Raw genomic sequence first — 24,600 nt, 5'->3', positions numbered from 1 at the left:
CGAGAGCTAGAGAGGCCATCAGGCGAAACCGCTTCTTCTTGGTCAAGCCAGCCCTCGCTATCGTCGGGAAAATGTTGCAATCGCTGGAACTACAAGCCCCATCGGGCGTCGGTTCACTGCTTCCGGCCGATGCCCCAAAGCCCCCTGGCCGGAAGAAAACCTGCCCGCAGGTTGGCGGCCCCAGCCCATCTGGGGCCGTTTTGGGGGCTCACTGGATCGTGGAATGGCCCTGCACTTCAGCCGCATCGCTCCCGCGACAGAGGAGTTAGAGATATGGAGCGCGACCGAACGCGGCTTCTCATTCGTAATCAGCAACGAAAGCAGCAGCGGTCCCGGCCTCCACGGGCGGCCGGGCTTTGTAGCTTCCTGGCGCCCCATCAATCTCAACCGGACTGCCATCAGGGTAGGCGGATCACCCTTTAGGACGTTTGCCGAAGCCGAGAAGGCCTGTGAGGCCATGCTGGTGAACCTGACCACGTAGCCCTTGCCCCGACTAGTCGCTTCGGGTTGGATGAGCCCCGGGGCGAGGGAGATGTCGGAACGTTCATCAGAATGGAGCCGCAAGTTTGACGCGCCGATCGCGCTGAGCGACGGGCGCAAGCTTGTCACCCTGCATGACGCCGCTACTTACATAACCGCCTTACCCGACGAAGAATCCTCCGCAGCCGAATGGCAGGCCGCCATCGAGGCGCTGATACTGGTGGTCGAGCTAGGCGGTCCAACCATGTTCGCGCGGATCGGCGTGATGCGAGCGTTGAACCGTAGCTATGTTCGGAAGTTCAATCCATCCCGCAAGCAACATCATTGGGGCCGACGCAAGCTGAAGAGAGACCAATGACCATTCGTTTACGTCAACACGAGCAGGTAGGTCGGCGACAAAGACCACATCAAGGTATTCGCAAATGTGGATGCCGCGGAAAAGTGGTTCGAGGAGAACGATCCTGAAGGCGTGGCTTTTGAGTATGAGGTGTTGGAGTAAACGGCGGCGCATGATTAATCTGCGCGCCTCTGCCATTCGCACCTGCTGGTACTCGACGGCGAGCGATTGATAGTAGCTCGGTGTTGCATTTTGGTAACCCATGCTTCTGCTCACAAGCGATAAGCTCAGGCGCTTTGGGAGAGACGCACATGGACGTGTATTTCAACACCAAACGTGATCTGCTCGTTGTGAAGAAGGGATTTCCGATGCCGCCTATTGCAGCGCAGGGAAAATGGCGCAAGAGCAAAAGAGAGTTGTCAAAGTCAGCGACGAGATCAGATCAGCGCTCCAGCGGCAGGGCTACTACATGCGCAAAGTAAGGGACCTGCATAGTAATAGAGACTAGTGCAGAAACCAGATCATCCAGTCGGCAGCTTGCGCAACGTCTGCATGCGCGTCCCAAAGGATGAAGAAGGCACCGCAGCGACCGTTTTGCGACGCGGTGCCGACAAGGAAGTTCAGTAGCGCGTAAAAGCAATGCGTTACGCCGTTTCTAGGCGTCTGATCTCCACGCTGCGACATCCACGTACCCCCTCCCGCGGTTTCCTCCCTTGGAGGTTTGCGTACGCCGGCCCCGGTGTGCGCCGAGACCGTCATGGGGCCGGCATCCGAAAACCTTCAGAGAAACAGACTCGTTGCACCGTAGCTCGTCGGTCATCTCGTCGGGCGCAGCAACACTTCCCGCCCAGCTCTGGCTGGGCGGGACCGTATGGACTGAGCAGTACGGCAGCGTCAGCCGCGCTTAGCGGCCGCGACGTAGCCGGCCGTAACCTCGTCCTTGTGGGCGGCGAAGGCTGCCAGTACTTCAGCCTTCTCGCGTTGGGGGACCTTCGCGAAGTCCAGCGTCCGTCCAAGTTCGGCTGCAACCTCATCGAATTCAGCCGGAGAGATCCTCAGCTTCCGGTGTGCCTCCTCTAGGCCAACAGGCGTCTTGCCGGGCTTGGTAGCAGTGAACTGAAAAGGCCCATCGGAAACGTTGCAGACCCACAGCGTGCGCATGAACTTGAGACCGGGCAACCTTTTTAGGTTCTTGGTGTGCCATTCCCGCAGTTGCGGGTTCTTGGACTTCTGGCCGACGATGGGGTTCTTCACGATGGCGTCGCTGAAGTGATCGATCACCGCCGCGATGGCGAATGCGCCCCCAAGCCGCTCATACAGACTTTTCTCAGACGTGGGTTCCTTCGTGGTTTCCTTTGCTTGCGCGTAGGCGTTATCAGCCCCCGCTAAAGCGATTGGAGCGGCGCTCAGCGCCAGACCAGCGACCAAGCAGCTTCGTCTTGTGACGGAATTCGAAAGGTCCCGTGTCATTGGTTGTCCTCCTTGGTTATGTTCGAAGGCATTCCCATCTCGCGCCGCGTGCGCGCCGCACGAACTCGGTATTGTCCGGTGCCAACGGGTTCATCCGCAGGTCCTTGAACCTGTCGCTTCGGCGCTTGGTGCCTCGCTGCCCACCTTGGATGGTATTGAAAGGAAAAGGTTCCCGTCAAAAACTGGAGGCGCGTCGCATCCACAAGGACTGCAGGACGTTCGAGAACGTCTACGTTGGCTCAGTTTCTGGCCTGGCCGTCGTCCAGACCAATGGCCGCTTTTTCCATCGAGAGCAGACATGAACGGCAGGCCGATCCAGGTCTGTTTGGATGCCACAAGCTGCTATTCGCCTACCCGCACTCGGCGCCAGCCTCGGCATCCGTCGGGTTGGCCGCGGCTGTTCGGTTCACGAGTCGCAAAGTGCGGTGTCGGATCGAATTATCCGCAACGCTCGGTCCGCCCGAAAATGCCGCGCTCGTTGAAACGCGACGCAGATCTGTACGTTGACCCATCTGTGCGGTGAAGACGGAGCGCGGACAATGGCATCCATCCGATACGTTGTGACGGACATAGATAGATCGGTCGAATTCTATCGCGATAGACTCGAGTTCTCGGTGGACATGCACAATCCTAGCAAGTTCGCGGCGCTTATTCGTGACGATCTGACGCTCTACTTGAGCGCCCCAGGGGCGGGCAGCGGAGGAACTGCTGGCGGCAATCCGGAGCCTGGTGGATGGAATCGGTTCATGATTATTACGAAAGATATAGATGGTCTCATCGGCCGGTTGAACGCTAGTGGGGTCAAATTTAGAGGAGAAATCAGCGAGGCGGGAGCCGGTCGCGCGAGGCTTCTGGAAGATCCATCGGGTAACCTGATTGAACTGTTTGAGTTCAAGGAAAAATAAGTAATGTGACCGCCTGTCTACTAGGAAGCCCGAGGACGACGGCGCGGTTTGTGTATAGGGACTAACGCGGCCAAACGTCGGCTTAGGGTTAAGTCCGGGGCGCGTAACTCAAAGGAGCGATCACCCTGATCGACGAGCGGAAGGCTACGCGAATCTGTAGTGATCGGTATCCGCGCCTGACCGTTGGAAATTCTCTTGATGTACTCACCCATTCCGCAGTGCTGGCCACGTTGGGTGACGACGCTACCGCCGATGCGGTCTTCAACGCACTCCGTTTTGCTCGGATGCGGGTCCCGCCCCCTTCGTTGAAATGGTGGTCGAACTGATCGGAGCAGAGCGCGCGGCGATGTGTGAATGCCTACCGCGCGCATATAGAACAAAAGACGGCACTCATCGATGAGAACTTAGACTCATTGATCCAGATCATTTTCCCGAATCCGCCGGTCGCTGCGCCGTCTCGGATACGACCAGATCGAATTGACCATTCATGGCCTGCGATCCACCGCGTCAACGCTCCTGAACGAAAGCGGCAAGTAGCAAGCGGATGCGATCGAACGTCAACTTGCGCATCCAGGAGACGAATGAAATCCGTGGCGCCTATACCCATGCCGCCGAATTCTGGCAGCAGCGCGTGCGGATGATGCGGTGGTGGGCGGACGAGCTCGACCGGCTAAGTGAGCACGATCGTGTCATCAAAATGAGTGCCTGAGGAAAAGCGCGTTCAAAGTGAGTTGCTCCCTTAAGTCGCACGTCCATTAGTTCGACATGTTGGTGTCAAGGAGCGCCAGAAGTGAGCGCACCACTACTAGTCGCCGACGGAGCGGACCCAGGACCTTCCAGGGCTCGCTCGATGCGCTCCGGATTTCCGGTACCTTCTGTTGTTATGGCCCCGTCCTGGGCGGTCCCGGCCCGATCGACGCTCCCGAAGAGCATCAAGATCGGCTACCCCACCTTCTTCGATCATATCCATACGCCCAAGCTGCTCCGCGCCCGTTCGGCCCGACTGTTCGACTGGATCCGCGAGGGCAAGCTCAAGATCCGGATCGGTGGCGAATATCCGCTAGCGGACGCAGCGAAGGCCCATGCCGACATGGAGAGCCGCGCGACCACGGGCAAACTGTTGCTGATCCCATGAACAACAGGGCGTTGCATTGATCTTTGGCTACGCACAGGCCGCGAACAAAGCGCAAAATATAGCGCACCATCCCCGATGCGCTTGCAGGTGCCCAATGCGGGCCATTGGCATGTTGCAGTGGATCTTGGCGGCTATCGAGGCTCTGTGCGGGCCGGCGTCCGCCTCTTATCCTGAGTAAAGGGCCCGCGAGGTGCCCTTCTTCTTCGTCGCCGTCTCTGGTGAATTTTGGGACCGTATGACCGCCGCCATAGACACTTGGAACGTCGACACCTTCGACGATGGTCTGCTGGGCCATCTACGCGGTTCGGCAGCACTCTTGGAGAATTACTTCCAGACCGAACGCCAGCAATTTCTTGAGTGTACAGTCAGGCCCACCGATGGAGGCCGCAGGCGGAGAACCCATTCGCGTCGGAGTACATGGCTTTTGTAAAAGAAGTGGCCGAGCAGATGACGGCACGTACGATTCGGGCGTGGCATTACAGATCCACGCTATCAGGCAAGGCGGCATCTATCCGAACACGCTGGATACCTTGCGCAGGCGCCTCGATGCAATGGTAGCAAGAGGCGTGCTTTCAGGCGCTGACGCGGATGCGCTCTTTGCTGCGAGCCCATGCCATCATCCAGAGCAGAGGCCAGGCCGATTGGGTAAGTTTTGGATATCGTCAGATCCAATTCCTGTCGAGGATGGCGGCGTGGAGCTTCTGCTCGGTAACTGGAGTGGTGAGTCGACCTACTTTTGGCTTCGCGACGAGAGGCTGCAGAAGCTCGTTGGCGACATAGGCAGATCGCGAATACTCGAACTCGCCGTGCCGATGTCGCAGACGCGCCATGATTATCGCGCCAGCAAGGCTGTGATTGGAACGTTTGCGCGTTCCCTGGGCTGCCGGACCGATCGCGGAGCCTTTGATCTCTACTGTATCGAACAGTTGGGCGCCGGCGGCGTCCTTGCGATACATGGCGATGGCGACGTAAGCTATGGAGCGATGGCCCGAGGATACCCCGAAGGCTTCGTTCTCGACCGCGAGTAAGCGATCGACAGTCGCATGGCTGGCATGGGCGTCGATGGAACAGATCTTCAAGCCTGATCTCACAAACCTGCCATGGGCAACCCTGCTCGCCCTCGCAAGCGGCTACGCCGGTTGTTAGGTCGCCAACGTACGCGTGCGATCACCACGATGTCATCTTTTCGGCGTTGCCCTTTGTTTTTTTTCAACATCGGCCGAGGACTATCCCTTTAATACGCCGCGGCATCTTCTTCTACGATTTGCCTGCTGTCGTCGTTCCAAGCTTTGCTCGTGATCTGCATCATGCATCGTCACCACGCGAGTGGAAGCAGTTCCGGCCGATCCTTCGGCAGCTCAGTTATAGACCCCTTCGCGATGCCGCGTTCTGCCATAATTCCAGCGGGTTCTTGGCCGCGCCGTATGCCAGCTGCGATCGCAGCGGGATATTGCGGAGAACCGACGGTCGAAGCATTTCTAAAACGAGTCGGCACGGAGTATCCTCAACCACGGATCAAAGAAGGGAGGCGTCAGCTGTGGTTGCGAGACGATCTGGACCGAGCCATCGCACCGGACCTCGTGCCGGGCGACCTCGCCGAGGATTTGTGATTCTAGAACGCCGGCTTCCGCGCTTCGTGGAGGTGCGCCGGCTCGCCCACGGCTCGGCTGCGTTCTACTTCCACATTCCGACCCATTATCGCAAGCTCGGCTGCGAGATGGCCAACGAGCCACTGGGCATCAGCTATGAAGCCGCCTGCGGCGATGACGGCAAAGGCGGCCGCGCCGCCACACTCAATGCGTTGTTCGACGAATGGAACGACCGGCGCAAGGGCGAGCCGGTCGAGCAGGGTAAGATTGCGCGCTACGGCACCATCGATTGGCTGTTTCGGCAATACAAGACGGAGAAGGCCTACACCGAGAAGGTCTCACCGCGGTCACGCCCCGATTACGAACGGATCATGCAGATGATATGCGATACCGTCGACAAGAGCGGGCGGCGCATCGGCGAGCGGCAGATCAGAGAGGTCACACCACGAGCCGCTGACAAGATCTACGACAAGATTATCAACGGCCCGAGCGGGCTCAGGCTGCGGCAGGGAGAGAAGGTGGTCGGGCTCTGCAGAAAGGTCTGGCGCATCATGCGCCGCCTGCACCCAGACCTGTTTGACAAAAAGCACCCGAACCCGTGGGACGACTTCACCCTCAAGAGCCGCACCAAAAGTAAAAAGCACGCGGTCACCCGCGAGGAAGTCTATAGATTCGCATGGGGCTGCATCAAGGAAAGCCGGCCCGAACCGGCAGCTGTCGCGGTTATCTGCTTTGAGTGGTTGCAACGGCCCGAGAACGTGGTGGCCGGATTTTTGACTTGGCCGGACTATCGCAGCAAGAACTGGCCACATGCTGTACGGATCGAGCATCACAAGAACAAAACGTTGGTCTGGCATCCGCTCGAAGAAATTGTCGATGGCGAGATCGTTAAGTTTTATACCGAAGCGGAGGACATCCTAAGCCATCTGCCCAAGCTCGGTGTTCCGATGATCATGCGCCGGATCGAGAAAGGTGAGCGCAAGGGTGATGCCAAAGTGTGGTCCTACCCTGGCATGGAAAAGGTCGTGCAGCAGATGCGCAAGAAAATCGACGGCGTGTCGGAGCTGTTCACGCTTGATGCCTGCCGGCATGGCGGAATGACCGAGCTTGAGGAAGCCGAACTGACGGACGGCCAAGGCCGAGCGCTCTCCGGACACAAGACCGCGCAGGCCTATCGCGGCTACGCTAAAGAAACGATGCAGCGGGCTTTGGCGGCGACGCGCAAGCGGCATGCGCATCTCTTGGCGCAGAAGCAGCTCGAACAGCAGAATACTGATACGGCAGCGGCGCGAGATGAAACAAACGACAACGGCATGATGCCGGGCCCCATCACGACGAAATCCCGCGTCTAGCATTACAGTTGCCTTCTTGATTTGAAGTGGGCGCGTTGAGCGGCAGCCTGGTGAGCTCTGCGCCAGAAAGACCATGCGATGATGTGTGCGGGTTGAATCCGCTTTCGAGCAAGTCTGATAGCAATGCGGCGGATTTCCTGGATTGACCAACGGATCAGTGGTGGGGTGGTTATGCTTTGGCTTTTGCCGGGGGGCGCCGTTTCGTTTTTTTGGGCGGTGGCGGATTAGCGCGATGTCGGATCGCGGCCATCATGGCGAAGGCGAGCATCACCAAGGACACATGACGGTGCCAGCCATGCCAGGATCTGCTCTCGTTGTGATCGAGCCCGAACTCGTTTTTCGCGGTCTCGAAGCTGTCCTCGATCGCCCATCGATGGCCTTCGACCGCGACCAGCGTTTCAATGGCTGTTCCCGCTGGGCACCAGGTGGTGAAGAAGGCGAGGTCATCATCGGCGATGCGACGACGGATCAGTAGACCGCGTGTCCACAAACCGTCATTTGCACCGTTGAACTGCTCGGCCTCGAGATCGGCCAATTCGAGATAACACCAATCGTGCAGCCGCGGTCCTTTGGTTCCGGCTCCCGCCGACAGGCGCTTCCAGTCGGATGAGCGCCGCGTCCGGGCGAGGTCCGCAGCCGTACCGGCGACCGGCGGTCGCTTGCCCCAGGATCGAAACACATGAGCGCTGCTGACCCCGAGCACGTAGCCTTTGCCTGCCCGACGTAGTTGCTGTTCGATGTTGCCAACACCGTAGACGGTATCACCGGCAACCCACTTGAATGGTACAGACGCGGCTATCGCGCGTGCGATCATTCGCGTCGCAAGCTTTGGTTTGGTCGCAAAGCCGACATCGGCAGGCACATATGCGGCTTCCAGCCGATCTGGATCGTCGGTCCATTCCTTCGGAAGATACAACGCGCGATCGATGAACGCGTGGCCATGACGCGAAACATAGGTGGCGAAGACGCCGATCTGGCAGTTCGTGATCTTTCCTGCCGAACCGGTGTATTGCCGTGCCACGCCGCATGACGCTTTGCCCTGTTTGAGAAAGCCGGTCTCGTCGATCACCAGCACCGCATCGTCATCCGCCAAATGCTCGATGACATAGTCGCGCACGATGTCGCGCAGGGCATCAGCGTCCCAATCCCCACGACCAAGAATTGCCTGCTGTCGCCATGGGCCAGGATCGCCAGCCGCCTCCGCACGCATCCAGCCGGTCTTGCGCTGCTCATCTCCGAGCAGACCTTCCAGGAACATGCCTGCATTCGTCGCAACACGCTCTTGCGTGAACAGCGGACGTATCCGTTTCTTGATCTCTCGAAGCGACGCCGCCCACAACGCAAGCGTCTCCTCAACCGACGCGGCCCGCGTCCACGACATCCGAATCATGGCTGCCCATGGATTCAGAAGCCCGCAAAAATAGCAACTGTAATGCTAGGGTCTGTTGAGATTCAGGATTCCACCTGAGGCTTGGTTGTGATTCAAGCTTTAAATGGAGCGATTCGTACTGAGAGATGCCCAATGGGCGAAGATGGAGCCGCATTGTCTGGGGAAGCCGACGGACCCCGGACGCAGCGGAAGCGACAATCGCCGCTTCGTTGAAGCGGTACTTTGGATTGTCCGGACGGGAAGCCCGTGGCGTGATCTTCCGCCGTCCTTCGGCAACTGGAACACGGTTTTCAAGCGTTACCGCGACTGGGTTAAAGCGGACGTCTTCACCAGGCTTTTCGAGGCCTGCTCGGATGCGCCAGACATGGAATACGCCATGGTCGACGCCACCATCGTCAAGGTCCATCGCCATGGACAGGGCGCAAAAGGGGGTCTCAGAGCCAGGCCATCGGCCGTTCCAAAGGCGGCGTGACAACAAAAATTCTGGCGCTGACCGACGCGCTGGGCAATCTCGTCCGCTTCGTTCTCCTGCCCGGCCATCGTTTCGATACGGTGGGTGTCGCTCCGCTCATCGACGGTCTCATCTTTGAGGGTTTCATCGCCGACAAGGCCTTCGACAGCAATTCCATCATTGCCGATCTCAACGAGCGCGGCGCCAAGGTCGTCATCTCACAGCACCCACGGCGCGCCTCGCCGCTGCCGATTGACGCGGAAATCTATAAGTGGCGCCACCTGATTGAAAACTTCTTCTGCAAGCTCAAGGAATTCAAACGCATCGCCATGCGCGCAGACAAAACCGATCAGAGCTTCGCGGCAAATATCCATCTCGCCGCAGCCGTCATAAACTCCCGATGAATCTCAACAGACCCTAGTCCAGGTGCGGCGAACGGCCGCCGCCATTTGCGTGTGCATGCGACGCGTCATCGCAAGCTGCTGACTTCACGTTCAAAGCTGACCGGGAAACGCGCTAACGTTCGCAATCCCGCAAACCTCCTCGAGGAATTGAACGTTGGGCAGATCGAGGCCAAGCAGCAACTCGCATCCAACGCTACTGTTCAACAGCGAAGAAACGAAAGCAGCACAGAATTTCCAAATGGCGGGTCGAATCTATTTCCAAATGCGTCCAAAAACTTGGCTGGGAACAGAGCTGTTTCCATAACGAACTCAGTGCCTTGAGTCCTGGCTGGGGCGGGAGGGATCGAACCTCCGAATGGCGGAATCAAAATCCGCTGCCTTACCGCTTGGCTACGCCCCAACAGGCTGAACCGGAATGCGCGCGGACGATGCGCCCTGTGCGAACCGGTTTGGACAACGCCGGTCTATAGAGGGTGTTGGGCCATTTCAACAGGCTGGAATCCCGAATTTCGTCCGAAATCAGCTCCCCGGAAGCGTGACCCTTTAATAATAGGACCGCATACGCGAAAGTGCCCGGCCGGTTTCACGCCCCTGGCGCGGCCCAATACCGCCCATCGGAGAGTTGAGACAACCCCGGTTTCGTGGGAATACGGCAGCCCAGTTCCCGTCAAAGCGAGATTATCGTCATGACCTACCGCGCGCCGATCTCCGACATCCTGCTCGCGCTCAACCACGGCGCAGGCCTGCAGGCGGCCGTGAAGGCCGGTCATTACGGCGATTTCGACGGCGACATCACCGCGGCCGTGCTGGAGGAAGCCGGCAAATTCGCCGGCGACGTGCTGGCGCCGCTGAACAAAGTGGGCGACGAACACGGCATCAAGCTCGCCGACAACAAGGTGACGACCGCGCCCGGCTGGCCCGACGCCTATCAGCGCTGGATCGCCGGCGGGTGGAACGCGGTGTCGGGCCCGGAAGCTTTTGGCGGCCAAGGCCTGCCGATGGCGATCAACGCCGCCTGCACCGAAATCTGGAGCGCGTCGAACATCGCGTTCGGCCTCTGCCCCCTCCTCACCCTCTCGGCGATCGAGGCGCTCGACGCCCATGGCAGCGAGGAGCTGAAGCAGATCTATCTGGAGAAACTCGTCTCCGGCGAATGGACCGGCACCATGCAGCTCACCGAGCCGCAGGCCGGCTCCGACGTCGGCGCGCTGCGCACCCGCGCCGAGCGGGCGGGCGACGGCAGCTATCGCATCAAGGGCACCAAAATCTTCATCACCTATGGCGACCACGACATGACCGATAACATCGTGCATTTCGTGCTGGCCCGCCTGCCCGATGCGCCTGCGGGCACCAAGGGCATTTCGCTGTTCCTGATTCCGAAATTCATGGTCAATGCCGACGGCTCGCTCGGCGCGCGCAACGACATCTATCCGTCCGGCGTCGAGCACAAGCTCGGCATGCACGCCTCCCCCACCTGCACCATGACGATGGGCGATCACGGCGGCGCCATCGGTTACCTGATCGGCGAGGAAAACAAGGGCATGCTCTGCATGTTCACGATGATGAACCAGGCCCGCCTCGGCGTCGGCCTCGAAGGCGTCGGCATCGCCGACCGCGCCTACCAGCAAGCGCTGGCCTTTGCCCAGGAACGCCGCCAAGGCCGCGCCGTCGGCAAGAAGGGCGACGGGCTCGATCCGATCATCGTGCATCCCGACGTCAAGCGCATGCTGCTGCAGATGCGCGCCATGACCGCCGCGGCCCGCTCGATCTGCTACGCGACAGCGGTCGCGCTCGATGTTTCCGTCCGCGCCAAGGATGCCAAGGTGCGGGCAGACGCCGCCGCGCGCGGCGCGCTGCTGACGCCGATCGCGAAGGCCTTCTCCACCGATATCGGCAACGAGGTGGCATATCTCGGCGTGCAGATCCATGGCGGTATGGGCTTCATCGAGGAGACCGGCGCCGCGCAGCATTATCGCGACGCGCGCATCACCACGATCTATGAGGGCACCAACGGCATCCAGTCGATCGACCTCGTGACGCGCAAGCTCGCGGCGAACGGCGGCGCATCGGTCTGGGCGCTGCTCGATGAACTGGGCGGCATCGTCAAGCAGGTCGAGGCCTCCAACGATCCCACGTTCGGCACCACGGGACCAAAACTGCGCGATGCGCTCGGCTCGCTGGAGCGCGCCAGCAAATGGCTGTTGGAGCGCGTGGCGTCTGCGCCGAACGACGCGCTCGCCGGCGCCACGCCCTATCTGCGCCTGTTCGGCTCGACGCTCGGCGGCTGCATGCTGGCCGGCGAAGCGCTGGCCGCCAAGGGCAACGGCGAGGCCGGCGATCCGCAGCGCTACGTGACAGTCGCGCGGTTCTTTGCGGAGAACATCACCGTGCAAGCGGGCTCGCTGGAGAGGACGGTCACCGACAGCGCGGAAGCCGTGAACGGCGCGGATGCGGTGTTGCTGGGGTAACGGTTCGTAGGGCGGGTAACCCGCCGCCGCTAGCACGACTCGACGAACCATGTGGCGGATTATGCTTCGCTAATCCGCCCTGCGAGCTTGCTCCGAATACGAGGCTCGCACGCCGACGTCGCAGAATGACACAGCAAGTTCCACGCCGCCGCGCGTTGTATTGAAGCAACACTTTTAAAAAATTCGATGATCCCGTAGCTTCCCGCAGTTGCGCATTCATTTCGCAGTGCGAACAATGCGCGTCGTCGCGTGCTTGGCTGTGTAATTGGGCTCATGCGGAGCCTGGGGAGGCCGGATCATGGACCCATGGCGATTGGCAACGAAGGCGCAGCGCCGAATCAATTTTGTCGCGGGCCTGGCTCTCGCGAGCTGTGTTCTCGCCTGGCTCGCAGGCTTCGGTTCAGCTTCCACCCAGCACATCGGCGCTTCCGTCGAGAACGCCGGCGCGAAGTCAATCGTGGAACGCCACGAACCAACGCTCGTCGCAAGCACCGGGCCCACGGCCATACCGCAGGCGACCGTAGTAGCGAACGCCGCCGTCGGCGATGTTGCGATGGCAACGGCCGCAGAAGCCACGCCACAGAAGGCCACCGACACGGCGCCAAGCCTGGATGAGCCGAAAACTTTTGTCGTGGCCTCGCTGCCGGATTCGTCGCAGGTGGTTCCGCCCGAAGCACCATCCGCCGAGCGCGCGCTGGCAAGCACGCCTGATCCCGCGCCAGAGAAGGCCGCCGACACGGCGCCAAGCCTGGATGAGCCAAAACCTTTTGTCGTCGCCTCAACCGATTCGTCGCAGGTGTTTTCGCCCGAGGAAGTTACAACGGCGCCCGACAATGCCCTGCCGGCCGTGAGCACCATCGAAATCAATGAGGAGTGCCTTGTCGCGGAGATCTGCATCGATCGGTACCTGTGGGCGCTCTACGAACGGGCGCCCAAGATCGATGCCATCAAGGTGCATGAGCGGAGGAAAGTGACGGTCAAGCGCAAGGGCAAAACGGTGACTGTCACCAGGACTTTTACCAGGCGTGTCGACGAGGAGTTCGGCTGGAAAGACCCGAAGGCGGCGGAAAAAGTCGGCATGACGATGATGGACTACGTGATCGGAGGTATGGATCGCAGTTTCAAGATAAAGCTCTTTCATACGCTCCACGCCGCGGAACAGGCCGGGCTGCAGCCCGGCATCACCAGCGCGTTCCGCGATGACTACCGTCAATCGATCGCAACCGGGCTGAAGGCTGCAACCGACAGGTCCTACCATGGCGGGAGTACCCGTGGCGGCTATGGCCGCGGGCTTGCGGCCGATATCGTGAGCGTCAAGGGCGCGACCCGGGGCCAGCGATGGGTCTCTACCGAAAAGCTCTGGAAATGGATCGACGAACGCGGCAAGGAATTTGGCATCGGACGGCCCTATCTCGATAGGGACCCGCCGCACGTGGCGCCGATCGACGGAAGGGAATATGCCTCTCGCCGCGGTGGAGCGAAAACACAGGCCGCGGAAGCGAAGCCGAAAACGCATGTGGCGGAAGCGAAGATCAAGAAGGGCAAGCGGCTGGCTGCTCGAGGCGACTACAGCGCGGCCAAACGCGCGCGAAACGTAAAATTGTCCAAAGGGGCGAGAACCGCGAAATTGTCCAAAGGCAGGACGATGTAAGCGGTTCAGGCACGCACTTGCCGCCCATGGCGGCAAGGCTGCTGGCGGCAAGGCTGCTGGCGGGAAGGCTGCAAACTCGCCTCGCCTCCGCTCCCGTCAGGAGCGGATTGATCATACCAATCCTCTCGCCTGCCAATGCTCCCCGCTAAAGCGCGATGAATTCGGGACGAATCGTCACCGCGCTTCAGGTTATTGTTTGAGCATGATCTCCGCGCAAGCGCGTTCCGCGTTTGTCGCGAGGGAAAACCGCTTCACACTTTTCCAGATCATGCTCCGGGGCAGCAAGCGTCAGCCCGTATTCCTGACCGCATTCGCCAGCATGGCGTAAAGCTCACGCTTGGTTAGCTCCTTGGTGAGTTCCTTGGTCTGCTTCGCGACCGGCTTCCGCGTCGACACCACCCGATCCACCGGCCGGGCACAGGCTGCGGCCAACGCTGGCTTACGCGTTGGCACGGCCACGATCCTGGGGTTGGCCGTCGGCGGCTTGTGACCCCGCTTGTGGCCCAGGCGCTTCAGCTTGGCACTCACGGCGTTGCGGCTGTAGCCGAGCCGACTTGCGATCTGACCGGCACTGTGGCCCGCGGCCCAGAGTTCTTTGAGCAGTGCTACGTCTTTCGCATCCCAACTCATGGGAGATACTTATACGCCGAATGTTAGCAATAGGCGAGTCGTTGCTGATCGTGCTGGGCCGATGGTTCATCTCGTCGTTAATGCAGCCATCACCAGCTTGGAGAAGTGGCTACTGCGGCTGGCTCTTGCCTCGGGTCGCGAGTTCGCGAAGCGGACGCAGCGACCGTCAAGGCGATCGCTGCGGGATCGCAGCACAGCACCATCAACAATATCAGCCATCGCACCGCGACTTCGGGCGCGACGCCGACCATCATCGCAAGATACTGGATCGGGCCTGCGGATGCTTCGATGCGGGAACGTTCGCCAGCCAGCGCTGCGCGCTGTGCCTGCAGACCGACCAGCGTTGCAGTTGCCGCCTGCCGCTGCGTATCCAACCCATCGCGCGTCAGGCGCTGCTGCGTGGCGATGTTGATGGCCCGGGTCACCCGGCCGCGCCGTGTCGATTCGTCGACGGCCCGGTCGATCTGCGCGATACGGCTATCCAGATCGGCTACGGCAGCCGTTTGCGCCGTGACGCGGGCGTCGAGCGCTTCAAGGCGCTCGGTAACGCCGGAACGCGACGTGGCCGCGACGCTGACATGCGCCTCGACCAGCTTGCCGAACACGCCGGCGGCGTTGATCAGCGCAAGGCCGGCAACCAGGCCCACCATAACGAAGCGCATTTTCCAGTTGGTCCGGCGCCAATGCGCGGCCAGCCATCCGGCGATCACGAGCTTGCCGCCTTCCATGGTGGCGGCGAGCACCATGACCGCAACCGGCGCGCCGGGAAATATCTCGGCCATGCCCGCGACTGAAAAATAGGCAGCAACCGTCGCCAGTGCGAGCGCTGCAACAAGGGCAAAGGCGCGACTGGCGCGCGCGCGTTCCGGGGTGGCGGGAACGGCCTCCGGCACGGCAGGCGCGACGAAAACTGTCGGCGGCTCAAGCGGCGCGTTGGACGCCTCCGGCTCGCCATCAGCCTCGGTCGTCTTGGCCTCGGTCGCCTTGGTCTTGGCTGTCTTGGCTGCCTTAGCCTTGGTGCCTTTGGCGGCCTTGGATGCCGGAGAGGCGCGGCCGCGCTTCGTCGCCGGCAACGGCACCTCGCCGGATGATTCAACGCTTACGTCTTCCGCAGGTGTTGCCACCAATCTAGGGGTGCGATTTGAGGCATTGGCCCAGGCGTCAAGCTGATGCCTGATGCGCACGGCATCGCTGTCGCCTTCCGTCAATTCGGTCGCAGCGATCGCTTGCGTGGTTGCGCGGCCTGTCATGTGGCACCCTGCCTCGTAACGGCGAAAGCCAGCTTCTCCTCGGCGAAGAACTGGAGTGTGCCGTAGCCTTCCGTGTCGACGGCATATCTGAAGCTTCCGTCAACGGTCGGAAACACGGCGACAACCGTGCCCGACTCGTGATCGTTGGCAACGTTTTCGACTTGCTCGCCAATCGCAAACTTCGACATCGAAAACTCCTTTTCGGATTCGTCGATGCGATTATATCTCGACGAGCAGGCAGTAGCTTCTTAACGATGCGCCTTCCGGAATTTCGGACGATGGTTGTTGCACGAATGTCTCATTCTGCTCGCGGGAGGGAACCGCTCTGCACGTGGAACGCGAAACCAACATGGCGCGATGTCCTGATTGAGTCTGAAATGCGCTTCGAGGACGAAATCAATCGGAAAATCTGAATCTTGCGGCTTCGCGAGCGAACTCAAATAGCGAGCGAGCCCGATTTGTAGGATGGGTGGAGCGCAGCGATACCCATCAATATTGCTGCCCGAACGGTGATGGGTTTCGCTACGCTCTACCCATCCTACGAAGTGTGCGATTCATCGCGAGCCCGGGCAGCGCAATCAAAACTGTTGCAGCGTTAAGACAGTCACGGCCATTCCGGCACGGTCCCGTAGTTCTACGCTTTGCGAATCGTCCACGCCCGCCCCTACTCTCAGCACAGTTCGCATTTCCCCGGCGTTGCCGGTATCCGTCCCGCGCAAAAAAGCACGGCTACGGAAGGGTTGCGTATTTACAGGTCAATTCGCGTAAGGGAGCGTCCAAAAAAACGGCGTGCACCAATGTTGGCATGAACCCTGCATTGGTTGAACGAAGCTGAACGAATTGGATTTTCCTTATCAACGAAGGTCGCCATGCTCGTCACTCTCGTCGCCGTTCTCTGCAACAGCCAGCTCTGTCTCGAAAAAGTCGTCACCACCAGCGACCAGTCCGGCATCACCATGAGCGCCTGCGCGGTCAACGCGCAGATCGGAATTGCCGACTGGCTCGCCAAGGGGCCGTATCGCGAATGGCGATTGCAGCGCTACAAGTGCGTGCTCGGGAAGTACATTCCGAAGAACGAAGCCTGAAGCGCCGCAAGCTACCTCACGCCGGCGCGGTTCATTGCCGGGCATAGTGAATTTGTTTGCGTCAACGTTCGTAAACATGACCTCGCCTTCTCGCGGCGCATTTGCGCCCGAGGTTTGCTGGAATTCCCTCCCTCTAAAATGAGGGAGCAGGGAATGCCGGGTGCTTGCTGCACCCGCGGTCTCGTGTGCAATGTGCACGAGGAAGTGCGCACACGAGCATACAGGTACAGCCGGAGCACTCCGGCATTCCCTGCGCAATGGTTTGACGGCTTATGCCGCGCTCTCCCTGGAGACGAATTCGTCTTGCCTCCATCGCTGCCGGCTTGATGGCACAATCGATCCGGTCGGACCGAATTCGCCACCGGCAGCTTGGCACCAGCCACGGGTGTCGGGACCACACGGTTTTGCCGTACGCTTCAGCGCCGTACGTCCTGCGCGCCGTGCTCGCTCACGGATAACCGCCCTGCGAACAACTTCTCGCGCCTGACGCTGCTGCGTCCACCGCATCCCACCCCGCGTCCGTGACGACTCGCGATCCGCCCCTCGTGAGGGATGAGACGGCGGAATTGATAGTGCTGATTTGGGGTGACCGAGAAGGAAATTGTTTTTGCGCGAGGGACTGGACGGGGCAAATCGCTTTGAATTCGCTTACGAAATTGGCGTTTTCGAGCAATGTCCAGGGATTGCGGATGCCTACGAACGAACACTGAGCACGCTCTGCTTGAAGTCCGCAATCACCCTGACCCAATCCACCGCCAAGAAAGCAGTCAGACCGGCCTCAAAGAGCCGGCCCAGCCACATGCATTCGCCTCAAGGCGATTAGATAATGAGGAAGTCCGCAGCATTCACCGTGCCGCTTACCCCTGTAGGATCGATCTTGGCAACCAGGACTTTGTTACCCGAGCCGTTGCCGTCGGCGTCGTAGTAGAGATTGCCGTTGCTGGTATCGTACAGAACGAAATCGTTCCCATCCGCAGCGTTGCCACCAGCGCTTGCGTTGAAGTTGGTTGCATTCAGGACGCCTGTGGCGGACAGCGCGGTGAAGATTGAGTTCTCTAGATGTATCTGGTCCGCTGAGTTGGCGTTGAAATCCTTGATCGTGTCCACATTAGTTGTTTGGTCGAGTGCAGTGTCAAAGAAAAATGAGTCATTGCCGTTTGCGCCGTATAACGTGTCATTGCCAGCGCCACCGTGGATTTGGTCATCGTTCGATTGACCAAACACAGTATCGTCTCCGGAACCTGCCAGGATGATGTCGCCAGCGCCTTGCGCAAAGATTACATCATCGCCGACAGCGGCACTGCCGGTAACGGTGTCGCTCGCGTTCGTGCCCGTGATAACGCTGAAGGTCTCGGTGAAAGTGCTCGTACCCTGGGTTACTTGCACGGACAGTTCATACACGCGATTGTCGTCCAGGTTGCTGGCGCTGATGACACCAGACGAACTCACTGTAAGGTCACCGGCAAAGTTAGTCGCCACTCCCCCCGCAAGAGTCGTTGCGCTAAGACCGGTGGCTGAGAACGAATATGGCTGGGCGCCGCCATCCGGGTCGACGACCGAAATCTGCCCAAAGGCGCCGCTCGGCAACGAATTTCCTGAGGCACCTGTGTAGGAGAAGATCAAGTCGTTCGCCGCATCGTTGACGCCGTTGATGGTCACCATCACGGTGGCGGTATTGGTGGCGCCTTGGGCGTCGGTTACTGTGTAGGTGAAGCTGTCGGTGGTGCTCTGACCTACCGCCAACGCATCCAACACGTTGCCATCGGCCGTGTAGGTCACGGTGTCGTCACTAAAGTCGAATGGCGTACCGTTGTTGTTGAGAACCACCGTGCCCTTGGCGCCCTGCGTCACGCCGGTGATCTTCAGGGTCGCGGTCTCGCCACTATCCGGATCCGTGTCGTTCGACAACAGGAGGGACCGCAGGTTAGCCGTGGTGGCATCTTCGTTCACCGAGGTGCTGTCATTGACCGCAACCGGGGTGTCGTTGGTGCCGGTGATGGTCACCGTCGCAGTGGCGGTATTGGTGGCGCCTTGGGCGTCGGTTATTGTGTAGGTGAAGGTGTCGGTCGTGCTTTGACCCACCGCCAGTGCATCCAACACGTTGCCGTCGGCTGAGTAGGTCAAGACGTCGTCGCTGAAGTTGAACGCCGTACCACTGTCGCTGAGAACCACCGTGCCCTTGGCGCCCTGCGTCACGCCGGTGATCTTCAGGGTCGCGGTCTCGCCACTATCCGGATCCGTGTCGTTCGACAACAGGAGGGACCGCAGGTTAGCCGTGGTGGCATCTTCGTTCACCGAGGTGCTGTCATTGACCGCAACCGGGATGTCGTTGGTGCCGGTGATGGTGACGGTGACGAGCTGGCTGGCGGAGCCGTCGGACGAGACGGCGGTAAAGGAATCGGTGATCGACTGGCCGGCGCCGAGCTGCTGGACCGCGGTCTGGCTGTCGTCGGCGCTGTAGCTCCAGTTGCCGGCGGCATCGAGCGTGAAGCTGCCGTAGCCGTTGCTGCCGGCGGTGCCGGCCTGGGCGGTGAAGTTGGCCTGGCCCTGGTCGGCGTCGGCGATGCTGAGCGCGCCGCTGGTTGAGATGTTGCCGGCGACGACGTCGACGTCTTCGGTGACGCCGCCGGTGGCGACGCCGCTGATCACGGCGATGTCGTTGGTGCCGGTGATGGTGACGGTGACGAGCTGGCTGGCGGAGCCGTCGGAGGAGACGGCGGTAAAGGAATCGGTGATCGACTGGCCGGCGCCGAGCTGCTGGATCGCGGTCTGGCTGTCGTCGGCGCTGTAGCTCCAGTTGCCGGCGGCATCGAGCGTGAAGCTGCCATAGCCGTTGCTGCCGGCGGTGCCGGCCTGGGCGGTGAAGTTGGCCTGGCCCTGGTCGGCGTCGGCGATGCTGAGCGCGCCGCTGGTGGCGAGGTTGCCGGCGACGACGCCGACGTCTTCGGTGACGCCGCCGGTGGCGACGCCGCTGATCACGGCGATGTCGTTGGTGCCGGTGATGGTGACGGTGACGAGCTGGCTGGCGGAGCCGTCGGAGGAGACGGCGGTAAAGGAATCGGTGATCGACTGGCCGGCGCCGAGCTGCTGGATCGCGGTCTGGCTGTCGTCGGCGCTGTAGCTCCAGTTGCCGGCGGCATCGAGCGTGAAGCTGCCGTAGCCGTTGCTGCCGGCGGTGCCGGCCTGGGCGGTGAAGTTGGCCTGGCCCTGGTCGGCGTCGGCGATGCTGAGCGCGCCGCTGGTGGCGAGGTTGCCGGCGACGACGCCGACGTCTTCGGTGACGCCGCCGGTGGCGACGCCGCTGATCACGGCGATGTCGTTGGTGCCGGTGATGGTGACGGTGACGAGCTGGCTGGCGGAGCCGTCGGACGAGACGGCGGTAAAGGAATCGGTGATCGACTGGCCGGCGCCGAGCTGCTGGATCGCGGTCTGGCTGTCGTCGGCGCTGTAGCTCCAGTTGCCGGCGGCATCGAGCGTGAAGCTGCCATAGCCGTTGCTGCCGGCGGTGCCGGCCTGGGCGGTGAAGTTGGCCTGGCCCTGGTCGGCGTCGGCGATGCTGAGCGCGCCGCTGGTGGCGAGGTTGCCGGCGACGACGCCGACGTCTTCGGTGACGCCGCCGGTGGCGACGCCGCTGATCACGGCGATGTCGTTGGTGCCGGTGATGGTGACGGTGACGAGCTGGCTGGCGGAGCCGTCGGAGGAGACGGCGGTGAAGCTATCGGTGATCGACTGGCCGGCGCCGAGCTGCTGGATCGCGGTCTGGCTGTCGTCGGCGCTGTAGCTCCAGTTGCCGGCGGCATCGAGCGTGAAGCTGCCATAGCCGTTGCTGCCGGCGGTGCCGGCCTGGGCGGTGAAGTTGGCCTGGCCCTGGTCGGCGTCGGCGATGCTGAGCGCGCCGCTGGTGGCGAGGTTGCCGGCGACGACGCCGACGTCTTCGGTGACGCCGCCGGTGGCGACGCCGCTGATCACGGCGATGTCGTTGGTGCCGGTGATGGTGACGGTGACGAGCTGGCTGGCGGAGCCGTCGGAGGAGACGGCGGTGAAGCTATCGGTGATCGACTGGCCGGCGCCGAGCTGCTGGATCGCGGTCTGGCTGTCGTCGGCGCTGTAGCTCCAGTTGCCGGCGGCATCGAGCGTGAAGCTGCCATAGCCGTTGCTGCCGGCGGTGCCGGCCTGGGCGGTGAAGTTGGCCTGGCCCTGGTCGGCGTCGGCGATGCTGAGCGCGCCGCTGGTGGCGAGGTTGCCGGCGACGACGCCGACGTCTTCGGTGACGCCGCCGGTGGCGACGCCGCTGATCACGGCGATGTCGTTGGTGCCGGTGATGGTGACGGTGACGAGCTGGCTGGCGGAGCCGTCGGACGAGACGGCGGTAAAGGAATCGGTGATCGACTGGCCGGCGCCGAGCTGCTGGATCGCGGTCTGGCTGTCGTCGGCGCTGTAGCTCCAGTTGCCGGCGGCATCGAGCGTGAAGCTGCCATAGCCGTTGCTGCCGGCGGTGCCGGCCTGGGCGGTGAAGTTGGCCTGGCCCTGGTCGGCGTCGGCAATGCTGAGCGCGCCGCTGGTGGCGAGGTTGCCGGCGACGACGCCGACGTCTTCGGTCACGCCGCCGGTGGCGACGCCGCTGATCACGGCGATGTCGTTGGTGCCGGTGATGGTGACGGTGACGAGCTGGCTGGCGGAGCCGTCGGAGGAGACGGCGGTAAAGGAATCGGTGATCGACTGGCCGGCGCCGAGCTGCTGGATCGCGGTCTGGCTGTCGTCGGCGCTGTAGCTCCAGTTGCCGGCGGCATCGAGCGTGAAGCTGCCATAGCCGTTGCTGCCGGCGGTGCCGGCCTGGGCGGTGAAGTTGGCCTGGCCCTGGTCGGCGTCGGCGATGCTGAGCGCGCCGCTGGTGGCGAGGTTGCCGGCGACGACGCCGACGTCTTCGGTGACGCCGCCGGTGGCGACGCCGCTGATCACGGCGATGTCGTTGGTGCCGGTGATGGTGACGGTGACGAGCTGGCTGGCGGAGCCGTCGGAGGAGACGGCGGTAAAGGAATCGGTGATCGACTGGCCGGCGCCGAGCTGCTGGACCGCGGTCTGGCTGTCGTCGGCGCTGTAGCTCCAGTTGCCGGCGGCATCGAGCGTGAAGCTGCCGTAGCCGTTGCTGCCGGCGGTGCCGGCCTGGGCGGTGAAGTTGGCCTGGCCCTGGTCGGCGTCGGCGATGCTGAGCGCGCCGCTGGTGGCGAGGTTGCCGGCGACGACGCCGACGTCTTCGGTCACGCCGCCGGTGGCAACGCCGCTGATCACGGCGATGTCGTTGGTGCCGGTGATGGTGACGGTGACGAGCTGGCTGGCGGAGCCGTCGGAGGAGACGGCGGTGAAGCTATCGGTGATCGACTGGCCGGCGCCGAGCTGCTGGATCGCGGTCTGGCTGTCGTCGGCGCTGTAGCTCCAGTTGCCGGCGGCATCGAGCGTGAAGCTGCCATAGCCGTTGCTGCCGGCGGTGCCGGCCTGGGCGGTGAAGTTGGCCTGGCCCTGGTCGGCGTCGGCAATGCTGAGCGCGCCGCTGGTGGCGAGGTTGCCGGCGACGACGCCGACGTCTTCGGTCACGCCGCCGGTGGCAACGCCGCTGATCACGGCGATGTCGTTGGTGCCGGTGATGGTGACGGTGACGAGCTGGCTGGCGGAGCCGTCGGAGGAGACGGCGGTGAAGCTATCGGTGATCGACTGGCCGGCGCCGAGCTGCTGGATCGCGGTCTGGCTGTCGTCGGCGCTGTAGCTCCAGTTGCCGGCGGCATCGAGCGTGAAGCTGCCATAGCCGTTGCTGCCGGCGGTGCCGGCCTGGGCGGTGAAGTTGGCCTGGCCCTGGTCGGCGTCGGCAATGCTGAGCGCGCCGCTGGTGGCGAGGTTGCCGGCGACGACGCCGACGTCTTCGGTCACGCCGCCGGTGGCAACGCCGCTGATCACGGCGATGTCGTTGGTGCCGGTGATGGTGACGGTGACGAGCTGGCTGGCGGAGCCGTCGGAGGAGACGGCGGTGAAGCTATCGGTGATCGACTGGCCGGCGCCGAGCTGCTGGATCGCGGTCTGGCTGTCGTCGGCGCTGTAGCTCCAGTTGCCGGCGGCATCGAGCGTGAAGCTGCCATAGCCGTTGCTGCCGGCGGTGCCGGCCTGGGCGGTGAAGTTGGCCTGGCCCTGGTCGGCGTCGGCAATGCTGAGCGCGCCGCTGGTGGCGAGGTTGCCGGCGACGACGCCGACGTCTTCGGTCACGCCGCCGGTGGCGACGCCGCTGATCACGGCGATGTCGTTGGTGCCGGTGATGGTGACGGTGACGAGCTGGCTGGCGGAGCCGTCGGAGGAGACGGCGGTAAAGGAATCGGTGATCGACTGGCCGGCGCCGAGCTGCTGGACCGCGGTCTGGCTGTCGTCGGCGCTGTAGCTCCAGTTGCCGGCGGCATCGAGCGTGAAGCTGCCGTAGCCGTTGCTGCCGGCGGTGCCGGCCTGGGCGGTGAAGTTGGCCTGGCCCTGGTCGGCGTCGGCGATGCTGAGCGCGCCGCTGGTGGCGAGGTTGCCGGCGACGACGCCGACGTCTTCGGTGACGCCGCCGGTGGCGACGCCGCTGATCACGGCGATGTCGTTGGTGCCGGTGATGGTGACGGTGACGAGCTGGCTGGCGGAGCCGTCGGAGGAGACGGCGGTAAAGGAATCGGTGATCGACTGGCCGGCGCCGAGCTGCTGGACCGCGGTCTGGCTGTCGTCGGCGCTGTAGCTCCAGTTGCCGGCGGCATCGAGCGTGAAGCTGCCGTAGCCGTTGCTGCCGGCGGTGCCGGCCTGGGCGGTGAAGTTGGCCTGGCCCTGGTCGGCGTCGGCGATGCTGAGCGCGCCGCTGGTGGCGAGGTTGCCGGCGACGACGCCGACGTCTTCGGTGACGCCGCCGGTGGCGACGCCGCTGATCACGGCGATGTCGTTGGTGCCGGTAACCGTGATGGTCAGATTGCCGGCGCTCGACCCGCCATGATTGTCAGAATTAGTGTAACTGAAAGTGTCGTAAACCTGCTGACCTGCCGCTAACGCCTGCACATTGGCCTGGCCGTTGTAGAGCGTATAAATGTACGTGCCATCGGAATTGAGGTGCAGCGTGCCGTAGGTGCCGGCCACATCAGCACCGACCTTGGCGGCAGAGCCGTTGACTGCCGTGACGCTATGGGTGTCATGCGTGTCGACGTCGGTATCGTTGGTGAGCACGTTGCCGCTGACTGCGGTCGGCGCGCTGTCTTCCTTCACCGCATTTGTGTCGGCTACCGCAACGGGGCCATCGTTAACCCCGGCGATTCTCACCGTCGCGGTGGCCCAGCTCAGCGTACCATTGCCAAGTCGGATAGCGTAGATGAATGAGTCTGTGAAAAACTCCCCTGCCGACAAGGCGGCGATTTGAGCGCTCAACGTTGACGCGTCATACCCAACCTTACCATCAGCCGTGATCCAAATCTTGGCGCCTTTCACGCTTGTATCGGTGCTGGTGACTTCGGCGCGCGCGGTATCCTGCGTCAGCAAATCAGCCGCGCTATAGCCGCTCATGGCGCCGCTGTTATTAATCCCGTTGTCGATGGAAAAGAGTGTCTTGGCATTGCCTCCAAGGTCATTTCCCATGACATCGAAAACGACAGGCTGAAGGTTATCTTCCGTCAGCGAAATGGATACGCCGGCGGCGGTGACCCCGCTCGTAAAAATATCGTCCTTCGCCTGCGGTGTATTAGAGAACGAAGTGGTGCTGCCGCCGTCGGTTGTCTGAGTAGCCATGTCTTCGACCTCGCAACTCGTAAAATACAAATGTTACTTGGAAGCAACCCGAACGCGGTTGAGCGACGCGTCAGATTCGAACAACCATGGAGCGGACGCCTTGCTGGCCGTCCAGAATTCTACCGTGCTGTCTTGATGAGGGGATAGCGAAGGTGCGCCGTCGATCGGCGAGAAAAGCAGACATCGTGAATTGATCAGTGGATCCGCTGTACCCGGCGGAT

At 62.0% G+C, this 24,600-nt stretch carries 17 protein-coding genes, 1 tRNA gene and 2 pseudogenes; 12 read left to right on the top strand and 8 right to left on the bottom strand.

All coding sequences use genetic code 11. The features are described from left to right. Positions 1-223: 223 nt before the first annotated feature. The 3 genes and pseudogenes from IVB05_RS12460 (at position 224) to IVB05_RS12450 (ending at position 1,325) form a co-directional block, all read left to right on the top strand. The gene (locus IVB05_RS12460; protein ID WP_247784624.1) at positions 224-481 is read left to right on the top strand and encodes a hypothetical protein; all 258 of its coding nucleotides are present in this window, start codon (positions 224-226) and stop codon (positions 479-481) included. 51 nt (positions 482-532) lie between these two features. Beyond that, positions 533-838 (top strand): hypothetical protein, encoded by a 306-nt coding sequence (locus tag IVB05_RS12455; RefSeq protein WP_247784622.1) that lies wholly within the window; start codon positions 533-535, stop codon positions 836-838. Positions 839-1,128: 290 nt separating this feature from the next. Further along, a pseudogene (locus IVB05_RS12450) lies at positions 1,129-1,325 on the top strand (hypothetical protein). 386 nt (positions 1,326-1,711) lie between these two features. On the opposite strand, the gene IVB05_RS12445 reads toward IVB05_RS12450, so the two are convergent. Beyond that, positions 1,712-2,287, bottom strand: coding sequence for a group 1 truncated hemoglobin (locus IVB05_RS12445; protein WP_247784621.1), 576 nt, complete (start codon positions 2,285-2,287; stop codon positions 1,712-1,714). Between the two features lie 539 nt (positions 2,288-2,826). On the opposite strand from IVB05_RS12445, the gene IVB05_RS12440 reads away from it, so the two are divergent. The 4 genes and pseudogenes from IVB05_RS12440 to IVB05_RS43750 all read left to right on the top strand — a co-directional run bounded on the left by IVB05_RS12440 (position 2,827) and on the right by IVB05_RS43750 (position 4,501). Further along, positions 2,827-3,192 (top strand): VOC family protein, encoded by a 366-nt coding sequence (locus IVB05_RS12440; protein WP_247784619.1) that lies wholly within the window; start codon positions 2,827-2,829, stop codon positions 3,190-3,192. Positions 3,193-3,754: 562 nt separating this feature from the next. Then, positions 3,755-3,901, top strand: a complete 147-nt coding sequence (locus IVB05_RS12435) for a hypothetical protein (protein WP_247784617.1) — start codon at positions 3,755-3,757, stop codon at positions 3,899-3,901. A 110-nt stretch (positions 3,902-4,011) separates the two neighbouring features. Further along, positions 4,012-4,327 (top strand): annotated as a pseudogene (locus tag IVB05_RS12430) (zinc-binding dehydrogenase); the annotation flags it as partial. Positions 4,328-4,402: 75 nt separating this feature from the next. Continuing rightward, positions 4,403-4,501 (top strand): DUF1883 domain-containing protein, encoded by a 99-nt coding sequence (locus IVB05_RS43750; protein ID WP_346771847.1) that lies wholly within the window; start codon positions 4,403-4,405, stop codon positions 4,499-4,501. A gap of 488 nt (positions 4,502-4,989) precedes the next feature. On the opposite strand, the gene IVB05_RS12425 is transcribed toward IVB05_RS43750, so the two are convergent. Continuing rightward, the gene (locus IVB05_RS12425) at positions 4,990-5,406 is read right to left on the bottom strand and encodes a hypothetical protein (protein ID WP_247784613.1); all 417 of its coding nucleotides are present in this window, start codon (positions 5,404-5,406) and stop codon (positions 4,990-4,992) included. A 527-nt stretch (positions 5,407-5,933) separates the two neighbouring features. On the opposite strand from IVB05_RS12425, the gene IVB05_RS12420 reads away from it, so the two are divergent. Continuing rightward, positions 5,934-7,268 carry a hypothetical protein gene (locus tag IVB05_RS12420; protein ID WP_247784611.1) on the top strand — a complete coding sequence of 445 codons (1,335 nt, stop codon included), beginning with the start codon at positions 5,934-5,936 and terminating at the stop codon, positions 7,266-7,268. Positions 7,269-7,437: 169 nt separating this feature from the next. Here IVB05_RS12420 and IVB05_RS12415 read toward each other — a convergent pair whose 3' ends face one another. Further along, positions 7,438-8,658, bottom strand: coding sequence for an IS701 family transposase (locus tag IVB05_RS12415; RefSeq protein WP_247783881.1), 1,221 nt, complete (start codon positions 8,656-8,658; stop codon positions 7,438-7,440). A gap of 103 nt (positions 8,659-8,761) precedes the next feature. Here IVB05_RS12415 and IVB05_RS12410 point away from each other — a divergent pair. Continuing rightward, positions 8,762-9,513, top strand: a protein-coding gene (locus IVB05_RS12410) for an IS5 family transposase (protein WP_247778541.1) whose coding sequence is annotated in 2 segments (ribosomal slippage) — positions 8,762-9,092 and positions 9,092-9,513 — 753 coding nt in all. Because the reading frame shifts where the segments join, the coding sequence is not laid out codon by codon here. 325 nt (positions 9,514-9,838) lie between these two features. On the opposite strand, the gene IVB05_RS12405 is transcribed toward IVB05_RS12410, so the two are convergent. Then, positions 9,839-9,913: transfer RNA gene (locus IVB05_RS12405), tRNA-Gln, on the bottom strand. Between the two features lie 286 nt (positions 9,914-10,199). Here IVB05_RS12405 and IVB05_RS12400 point away from each other — a divergent pair. Together IVB05_RS12400 and IVB05_RS12395 are read left to right on the top strand one after the other, a co-directional pair. Beyond that, positions 10,200-11,981 carry an acyl-CoA dehydrogenase gene (locus IVB05_RS12400; RefSeq protein WP_247784609.1) on the top strand — a complete coding sequence of 594 codons (1,782 nt, stop codon included), beginning with the start codon at positions 10,200-10,202 and terminating at the stop codon, positions 11,979-11,981. A 298-nt stretch (positions 11,982-12,279) separates the two neighbouring features. Continuing rightward, a complete protein-coding gene (locus IVB05_RS12395; protein ID WP_247784608.1) occupies positions 12,280-13,632 on the top strand; it encodes a hypothetical protein in 1,353 nt (450 codons plus the stop codon). 288 nt (positions 13,633-13,920) lie between these two features. Here IVB05_RS12395 and IVB05_RS12390 read toward each other — a convergent pair whose 3' ends face one another. The 3 genes from IVB05_RS12390 to IVB05_RS12380 all read right to left on the bottom strand — a co-directional run bounded on the left by IVB05_RS12390 (position 13,921) and on the right by IVB05_RS12380 (position 15,700). After that, positions 13,921-14,262, bottom strand: a complete 342-nt coding sequence (locus IVB05_RS12390; RefSeq protein WP_247784606.1) for a GcrA family cell cycle regulator — start codon at positions 14,260-14,262, stop codon at positions 13,921-13,923. An 89-nt stretch (positions 14,263-14,351) separates the two neighbouring features. Further along, complete coding sequence (locus tag IVB05_RS12385) at positions 14,352-15,512, bottom strand: hypothetical protein (RefSeq protein ID WP_247784605.1); 1,161 nt, start codon at positions 15,510-15,512, stop codon at positions 14,352-14,354. Beyond that, positions 15,509-15,700, bottom strand: a complete 192-nt coding sequence (locus IVB05_RS12380) for a hypothetical protein (RefSeq protein ID WP_213256063.1) — start codon at positions 15,698-15,700, stop codon at positions 15,509-15,511. The genes IVB05_RS12385 and IVB05_RS12380 overlap by 4 nt, the downstream gene beginning before the upstream one ends. Before the next feature lie 681 nt (positions 15,701-16,381). Between IVB05_RS12380 and IVB05_RS12375 the strand changes: the two genes are divergently transcribed. Next, positions 16,382-16,597 (top strand): hypothetical protein, encoded by a 216-nt coding sequence (locus IVB05_RS12375; RefSeq protein WP_247784603.1) that lies wholly within the window; start codon positions 16,382-16,384, stop codon positions 16,595-16,597. An 819-nt stretch (positions 16,598-17,416) separates the two neighbouring features. Here the strand turns inward: IVB05_RS12375 and IVB05_RS12370 are convergent. Further along, positions 17,417-24,379 (bottom strand): VCBS domain-containing protein, encoded by a 6,963-nt coding sequence (locus IVB05_RS12370; RefSeq protein WP_247784601.1) that lies wholly within the window; start codon positions 24,377-24,379, stop codon positions 17,417-17,419. Positions 24,380-24,600: the final 221 nt, after the last annotated feature.

The organism is Bradyrhizobium sp. 170 (assembly GCF_023101085.1).
Lineage (GTDB): Bacteria > Pseudomonadota > Alphaproteobacteria > Rhizobiales > Xanthobacteraceae > Bradyrhizobium.
The sequence above is the reverse complement of the archived record's forward strand: the minus strand, read 5'-3'. Positions and strand labels throughout refer to the sequence as shown.

Coding starts and splice junctions, on each gene's coding strand:
- IVB05_RS12370 (WP_247784601.1), bottom strand. CDS start 24,379: ATGGCTACTCAGACAACCGACGGCGGCAGCACCACTTCGTTCTCTAAT.
- IVB05_RS12440 (WP_247784619.1), top strand. CDS start 2,827: ATGGCATCCATCCGATACGTTGTGACGGACATAGATAGATCGGTCGAA.
- IVB05_RS12445 (WP_247784621.1), bottom strand. CDS start 2,287: ATGACACGGGACCTTTCGAATTCCGTCACAAGACGAAGCTGCTTGGTC.
- IVB05_RS12390 (WP_247784606.1), bottom strand. CDS start 14,262: ATGAGTTGGGATGCGAAAGACGTAGCACTGCTCAAAGAACTCTGGGCC.
- IVB05_RS12460 (WP_247784624.1), top strand. CDS start 224: ATGGCCCTGCACTTCAGCCGCATCGCTCCCGCGACAGAGGAGTTAGAG.
- IVB05_RS12395 (WP_247784608.1), top strand. CDS start 12,280: ATGGACCCATGGCGATTGGCAACGAAGGCGCAGCGCCGAATCAATTTT.
- IVB05_RS12380 (WP_213256063.1), bottom strand. CDS start 15,700: ATGTCGAAGTTTGCGATTGGCGAGCAAGTCGAAAACGTTGCCAACGAT.
- IVB05_RS12385 (WP_247784605.1), bottom strand. CDS start 15,512: ATGACAGGCCGCGCAACCACGCAAGCGATCGCTGCGACCGAATTGACG.
- IVB05_RS12455 (WP_247784622.1), top strand. CDS start 533: ATGTCGGAACGTTCATCAGAATGGAGCCGCAAGTTTGACGCGCCGATC.
- IVB05_RS12400 (WP_247784609.1), top strand. CDS start 10,200: ATGACCTACCGCGCGCCGATCTCCGACATCCTGCTCGCGCTCAACCAC.
- IVB05_RS12415 (WP_247783881.1), bottom strand. CDS start 8,658: ATGATTCGGATGTCGTGGACGCGGGCCGCGTCGGTTGAGGAGACGCTT.
- IVB05_RS12375 (WP_247784603.1), top strand. CDS start 16,382: ATGCTCGTCACTCTCGTCGCCGTTCTCTGCAACAGCCAGCTCTGTCTC.
- IVB05_RS43750 (WP_346771847.1), top strand. CDS start 4,403: ATGCGCTTGCAGGTGCCCAATGCGGGCCATTGGCATGTTGCAGTGGAT.